We start from the raw sequence: 6,352 nt of genomic DNA, 5'->3' as shown, positions 1-6,352 counted from the left end.
TTTCGGGCTTTTGTTGCAGAAGTGCGTTTTCGCCCCATCAAACGGGGAATTCGCCTTGCCACGGCCGGTACACGTACTAATAGAAGCACGCTCCCCAGCGTCGCATAGATAGCCCACTCTTTAAGGTCTGCGCGCACAATCCACAGCATATGCAGCAAACCCAGACCCAGAATCACATAGACCAAACGATGCAACCTCTTCCAGCGAACGCCCAAGCGCTGCTGACTATAGCGATTGGATGTAACCGCCAGCGCCAACAGACCAAGGAACGCCAAACTCCCCACAATGATGTAAGGCCTTTTGCGCAACTCGACACCCAACTGCGACCAGTCCAACCCCAGCACAAAAACCAGATACGCACTCAGATGCAGCACTACATAAGCAAAGCACCAGAGCCCTAGCTGCCGCCGCACCGAAATCCAGCCCGGCCACCCCATCAGCTTTTGCAAAGGCGTCATGCTCAGAGTAATCAACAACAGGATCAACGTGCCCAGCCCGAGCCTATCGACCAAGACCTTGCCTGGATCCGGCCCCAAGGCAAATATCCAGGCCTGATACAGCCACCACATTGGCCAGACGCCGGCAACCAGGAACACTCCCACACGCCACAACCGATAACGCATCAATAGTTCTTCCGCAGATCAAGACCGGTATAGAGAGAAGCCACCTGCTCCGAGTACCCATTGAACATCTGGGTCTCCCGCACATTCGGGCTGAACAGACCACTGGGCAACCGACGCTCACGCGCCTGGGTCCAACGCGGATGATCCACCGTGGGATTCACATTGGCATAGAAGCCATACTCGTCCGAGGCGATGCTTTGCCAGGTGGTTTTCGGCTGTTCGCTAACCAGGCTGATACGCACAATGGATTTGACACTCTTGAATCCATACTTCCAGGGCACGACCAAACGTAGCGGCGCGCCGTTCTGATTGGCCAGCTCCCGCCCGTACATACCCACGGCCAGAATCGCCAGCGGATTCATCGCTTCATCCAGGCGCAGCCCCTCGACATACGGCCAGTCGATCAGCGCAAAGCCCGAGCGCTGCCCCGGCATGCTTTTCGGATCCTGCAGCGTTTCAAATCGAATGAACCTAGCCTTGGACGTCGGCTCGACCTGCTTGAGCAAGGCCGAGATCGGAAAACCAATCCACGGAATAACCATCGACCAGGCTTCGACACAGCGCAACCGATAGATCCGCTCCTCCAGTTGATAAGGCTTCATGAAGTCTTCCAGCGCATAACGCCCCGGCTTGTCGACCTCACCGTCCACCACCACACTCCAAGGCTCGGTCTTCAAGGCGCCGGCATTTTGCGCGGGGTCGCCCTTGTCGGCACCGAACTCATAGAAGTTGTTGTAGTGCGTCGCATCCTTGAATGGCGTTATCGCCTCATCCTTGACCGTCACCGCCCCCCACTGGGTTGCGGCCAGCTTGTCAGCCAGCCAGCCGGGCGCACGGCTCGCCTCGACATCCGCATAGCGCGCCATATCAGCCGCTCGCGCCCACCCCGGCACACTGCCGACAGCCAGCGTGGCCAGGGAAGCGCCCAATACAGCGCGACGTGATAAATAGAAGGATTCAGGCGTGACATCCGACTCTTTGCAGTCGGACGCCGAAGGCACTTTGATAAGCATGACTACTCCGTAGTATTGGAGAACTGATGCACCAATAGACTACGGAGTATGGGGGAAATTACATCACTCGCCGGTTTTGTGCCGACGTAGACGCAACAGGTACTGCACCGGGCCGGACGCCGCATAGGCAAGGAAGATCAGCAGCAGGATACGCGGCGGATCGCTGAAGACCACGGCAAACACCAGCACCACCGCCAGAATGGCGACAAAAGGCACACGCCCTTTCAGGTCCAGCTCCTTGAAGCTGTTGTACTTGATATTGCTGACCATCAGCATGCCTGCCGCAGCCACCAGCAAAGCAACCAGGAAAGACATCTTGGAGCCCTGGATACCGTAGTCGCTGAACGCCCACACCGTACCCGCCACGACGCCCGCGGCTGCCGGGCTGGCCAGACCGATAAAGTAGCGTTTATCGGCAGTGCCGACCTGGGTGTTGAAGCGCGCCAGACGCAGCGCAGCACCGGCGACATAGATAAAGGCGACCATCCAGCCCACCTTGCCCATATCCCCAAGCGCCCAGCCAAACGCCAGCAGTGCCGGGGCGACACCGAAAGCGACCATATCGGACAACGAGTCATACTCGGCACCGAAAGCACTCTGGGTGTTGGTCATCCGGGCAACCCGCCCATCCAGGCCGTCGAGCACCATCGCCACGAAAATCGCGATAGCGGAGAACGCGAAATACTTGCTCGCCCCTGCCGGATCTCCCGCGCTCAGGGCACTCTGCGCGCTCATGGCACTGATAATTGCGTAGAAACCGGCGAACAGGTTCGCGGTGGTAAACAGGTTCGGCAGCAGATAGATACCACGATGCCGGACTTTACGGCCTTGTGCGTCATGCCCTTCTTCGACATGCTCATCGATCGGCAGCAGGCTTTCGGCGTCAGAGGCCTTGTTCGGCTCTTCGGGACGTTCGCTCATGGACATTACCTTGCAACGGGATGGAAAGTTTCGACAGAGGTTTGGGACATGGGTTCGCCCCAAACGATCCCGCTTTATACCAGAAGCGGCTCACACAAACGAAAAAACGCGGCCGAAGCCGCGTTTTCCCTACAAGACCAGGAACTTAGTTCTTGGCTTTGTCGACGATTTTGTTCGCACCGATCCACGGCATCATCGAACGCAGTTGCTCGCCGATGACTTCGATACCGTGAGCGGCGTTGTTACGACGCTTGGCGGTCATCGAAGGATAGCCGGTAGCACCTTCGGAGATGAACATCTTCGCGTACTCGCCGTCCTGGATGCGCTTCAGAGCGTTGCGCATGGCCTGACGGGATTCCGCGTTGATCACTTCCGGACCGGTCACGTACTCGCCGTACTCGGCGTTGTTGGAGATCGAGTAGTTCATGTTGGCGATACCGCCTTCGTACATGAGGTCAACGATCAGCTTCAGTTCGTGCAGGCATTCGAAGTAGGCCATTTCCGGCGCGTAGCCAGCTTCAACCAGCGTTTCGAAACCGGCTTTAACCAGCTCAACGGTACCGCCGCACAGAACAGCCTGCTCGCCGAACAGGTCGGTTTCAGTCTCGTCCTTGAACGTGGTTTCGATGATGCCGGTACGACCACCACCAACGCCTGCGGCGTAGGACAGAGCAACGTTTTTCGCGTTGCCGGAAGCATCCTGGTAGATAGCGATCAGGTCAGGGATGCCGCCGCCTTTGGTGAACTCGGAACGCACGGTGTGACCCGGTGCTTTCGGCGCGATCATGATCACGTCGAGGTCGGCACGTGGAACAACCTGGTTGTAGTGGATCGCGAAACCGTGGGAGAAGGCCAGGGTGGCGCCTTTCTTGATGTTCGGCTCGATTTCGTTCTTGTACAGCTGCGACTGGAACTCGTCCGGGGTCAGGATCATGACCAGGTCGGCAGCGGCAACAGCGCTGGCAACGTCAGTGACTTTCAGACCATGAGCTTCAGCCTTGGCAACGGTAGCCGAACCTTTACGCAGGCCGACGGTAACGTCGACGCCGGAATCTTTCAGGTTGCACGCCTGGGCGTGGCCCTGGGAACCGTAACCGATGATGGCAACTTTCTTGCCCTGGATGATCGACAGGTCACAGTCTTTATCGTAATAAACTTTCATGAATTTCCCCTATATATCCAGGCCGTTCAGGCCATTCGCTAATTTGGTTAGATGCTGAGTACTTTGTCGCCACGGGCAATCCCGGTGACGCCACTGCGTACGGTTTCCAGAATCGAGGCGGTCCCGATCGACTGAATAAAGCTGTCCAGCTTGTCGCTCGTACCGGTCAGTTGCACGGTATAAACGCTGGCACTCACATCAACGATCTGCCCACGATAGATATCGGTGGTGCGTTTGATTTCGGCGCGCTGGGCGCCGGTCGCCTTGACCTTGACCAGCATCAGTTCACGCTCGATATGGGCGCTCTCCGAGAGGTCGACCAGCTTGACCACTTCGATCAGCTTGTTCAGGTTCTTGGTGATTTGCTCGATGACTTCATCGTGACCAACCGTGGTCAACGTCAGACGCGACAATGTTGGGTCTTCGGTCGGCGCCACGGTCAGGCTTTCGATGTTGTAGTTGCGTTGCGAAAACAGGCCGACTACACGGGACAGAGCGCCGGGTTCGTTTTCCAGAAGCAGGGAAATGATGTGCCGCATGATTAAGTACGCTCCGTCTTGCTCAGCCACATATCGCGCATGGAGCCGTCTTTGATCTGCATTGGGTAGACGTGCTCACTGGTGTCGACCGCAACATCGATCACCACCAGGCGGTCCTTCATGGCGAACGCCTCTTCCATCTTCGACTTCAAACTCTTCGAATCGGTGATGCGCATACCAACGTGGCCGTAGGCCTCCGCCAGCTTGATGAAGTCCGGCAGTGATTCCATGTAGGAATGCGAGTGACGGCTACCGTAGCTCATGTCCTGCCACTGGCGAACCATACCGAGTACGCCGTTGTTCAGGATCACGATTTTCACCGGCAAACCATACTGCAGGCAGGTCGACAGCTCCTGGATGTTCATCTGGATGCTGCCCTCGCCCGTGACGCAGACTACGTCCGCATCCGGGAAGCTCAGCTTGATGCCCATCGCCGCAGGAAAACCGAAGCCCATGGTGCCCAGGCCACCCGAGTTGATCCAACGGTTCGGCTTGTCGAACGTGTAGTACTGCGCAGCGAACATCTGGTGCTGGCCCACATCGGAAGCCACGTAGGCATCGCCCTTGGTGACTTCGCAGAGGGTTTCGATAACGGTCTGCGGCTTGATGAGGCTGCCGTCACCCTTCTCATAAGGGAACAGGCCGCGATCACCGCGCCATTCGTCGATCTGCTTCCACCAACTGGCAACGGACTCCTTATTCGGGGTCTCGCCAATTTCCTTGAGGATCGCGACCATTTCAGTCAGCACGCTCTCCACCGGCCCCACGATAGGCACGTCTGCCTTGATCGTCTTGGAGATGGAAGCCGGATCGATGTCGATGTGAATGATCTTGGCGTTCGGGCTGAACTTGGCCGGGCCGTTGATCACTCGGTCATCGAAGCGCGCACCGACCGCCAGGATAACGTCGGCGTGGTGCATGGTCAGGTTGGCAGTATAGCTACCGTGCATCCCCAGCATACCGACGAACTGACGGTCGCTGCCCGGATAGCCGCCCAGCCCCATCAGGGTGTTGGTAACGGGCAGGTTGAGCATTTTGGCCAGCTCGGTCAGCGGCTCGGAACCACCGCCAAGAATGACGCCACCGCCGGAGTACAGCACGGGACGCTTGGCCGCCAGCAGCATTTCCGCCGCCTTGCGGATCTGGCCGGAGTGGCCACGCACCGCTGGGCTGTAGGAACGCAGCTTCACTTTCTTGGGGAAAACGTATTCGAACTTTTCAGCCGGGTTGGTCATATCCTTCGGGATATCGACCACGACCGGACCAGGACGACCGGATTGAGCCAGGTAGAAGGCCTTCTTCATGACTTCCGGGATTTCCGAAGCGTGCTTGACCATGAAGCTGTGCTTCACGATCGGCCGGGAGATACCGATCATGTCGGTTTCCTGGAACGCATCGGTGCCTACCATGGTGCTAGGCACCTGGCCGGAAATGACCACCATCGGAATGGAGTCCATATAGGCCGTGGCAATACCGGTGATGGCGTTGGTCGCACCCGGGCCGGAGGTCACCAGTACCACACCGGCTTTACCGGTGGCACGGGCGTAGCCGTCAGCCATATGGGTTGCGGCCTGTTCGTGACGAACCAGGATGTGAGTCACTTCCGGTTCTTTGAACAGGGCATCGTAGACATGCAGGAGAGCACCACCTGGGTACCCGTAGATATATTTGACGCCTTCGTCACGCAAGAAGCGGACGAGCATCTCACCGCCAGATAAAAGCTCCACGTTGTTCACCTCTAAAACGCCAGAATACCGCCCACAAAAAGGGACGGGTCTTAATAGGTTTACTGCTTAGCAGAGCATGAGCGACGGTGGTCGCCGACTACGTCAGCACTGACTGAGCAAGTATTGGGATAGCCCCAAGTGTTGCGGGGATCTCCCACCCAGCGCGAGGTAACGCGTTGCGGGTGTAACAGGTCGGCGCGGGTGTGCGCCTCATGATCTACTGAGCGGGTCTGCTTCTGGCAGTCCCTCTACAGCGGACTTTGGATTGTTCTGATTCGGCTTCTGCAAGTCAAGTTATCTGTTCGCTTTATTCGAACTTAAGCACATGAGAATGCACGAGAAAACCTTTGCTCGAAGAGTATGCTAG

General features: G+C 57.5%; 6 protein-coding genes. All 6 read right to left on the bottom strand.

Annotated elements, in window-relative coordinates; all coding sequences use genetic code 11:
* Positions 1-623: protein-methionine-sulfoxide reductase heme-binding subunit MsrQ (gene msrQ, locus NPS46_RS25005; RefSeq protein ID WP_274112027.1), on the bottom strand; the 623-nt coding region annotated here is incomplete at its 3' end.
* On the bottom strand, positions 623-1,636 hold the full coding sequence (msrP, locus tag NPS46_RS25000) for a protein-methionine-sulfoxide reductase catalytic subunit MsrP (protein ID WP_274112026.1): 1,014 nt from the start codon (positions 1,634-1,636) through the stop codon (positions 623-625). The genes msrQ and msrP, both read right to left, overlap by 1 nt.
* A 63-nt stretch (positions 1,637-1,699) precedes the next feature.
* Positions 1,700-2,557: a CDP-diacylglycerol--serine O-phosphatidyltransferase gene (gene pssA / locus NPS46_RS24995; RefSeq protein ID WP_274112024.1), complete on the bottom strand. Its 858-nt coding sequence runs from the start codon at positions 2,555-2,557 to the stop codon at positions 1,700-1,702.
* A gap of 145 nt (positions 2,558-2,702) precedes the next feature.
* On the bottom strand, positions 2,703-3,719 hold the full coding sequence (ilvC, locus tag NPS46_RS24990) for a ketol-acid reductoisomerase (RefSeq protein WP_274112022.1): 1,017 nt from the start codon (positions 3,717-3,719) through the stop codon (positions 2,703-2,705).
* A gap of 47 nt (positions 3,720-3,766) precedes the next feature.
* Positions 3,767-4,258 (bottom strand): acetolactate synthase small subunit, encoded by a 492-nt coding sequence (ilvN, locus tag NPS46_RS24985; RefSeq protein ID WP_003176102.1) that lies wholly within the window; start codon positions 4,256-4,258, stop codon positions 3,767-3,769.
* A gap of 2 nt (positions 4,259-4,260) precedes the next feature.
* The gene (locus NPS46_RS24980) at positions 4,261-5,985 is read right to left on the bottom strand and encodes an acetolactate synthase 3 large subunit (RefSeq protein WP_274112020.1); all 1,725 of its coding nucleotides are present in this window, start codon (positions 5,983-5,985) and stop codon (positions 4,261-4,263) included.
* Positions 5,986-6,352: the final 367 nt, after the last annotated feature.

The organism is Pseudomonas putida (assembly GCF_028682395.1).
In the GTDB taxonomy this organism is placed as follows: domain Bacteria; phylum Pseudomonadota; class Gammaproteobacteria; order Pseudomonadales; family Pseudomonadaceae; genus Aquipseudomonas; species Aquipseudomonas putida_AB.
The sequence above is the reverse complement of the archived record's forward strand: the minus strand, read 5'-3'. Positions and strand labels throughout refer to the sequence as shown.

Coding starts and splice junctions, on each gene's coding strand:
- ilvN (WP_003176102.1), bottom strand. CDS start 4,258: ATGCGGCACATCATTTCCCTGCTTCTGGAAAACGAACCCGGCGCTCTG.
- pssA (WP_274112024.1), bottom strand. CDS start 2,557: ATGAGCGAACGTCCCGAAGAGCCGAACAAGGCCTCTGACGCCGAAAGC.
- msrP (WP_274112026.1), bottom strand. CDS start 1,636: ATGCTTATCAAAGTGCCTTCGGCGTCCGACTGCAAAGAGTCGGATGTC.
- ilvC (WP_274112022.1), bottom strand. CDS start 3,719: ATGAAAGTTTATTACGATAAAGACTGTGACCTGTCGATCATCCAGGGC.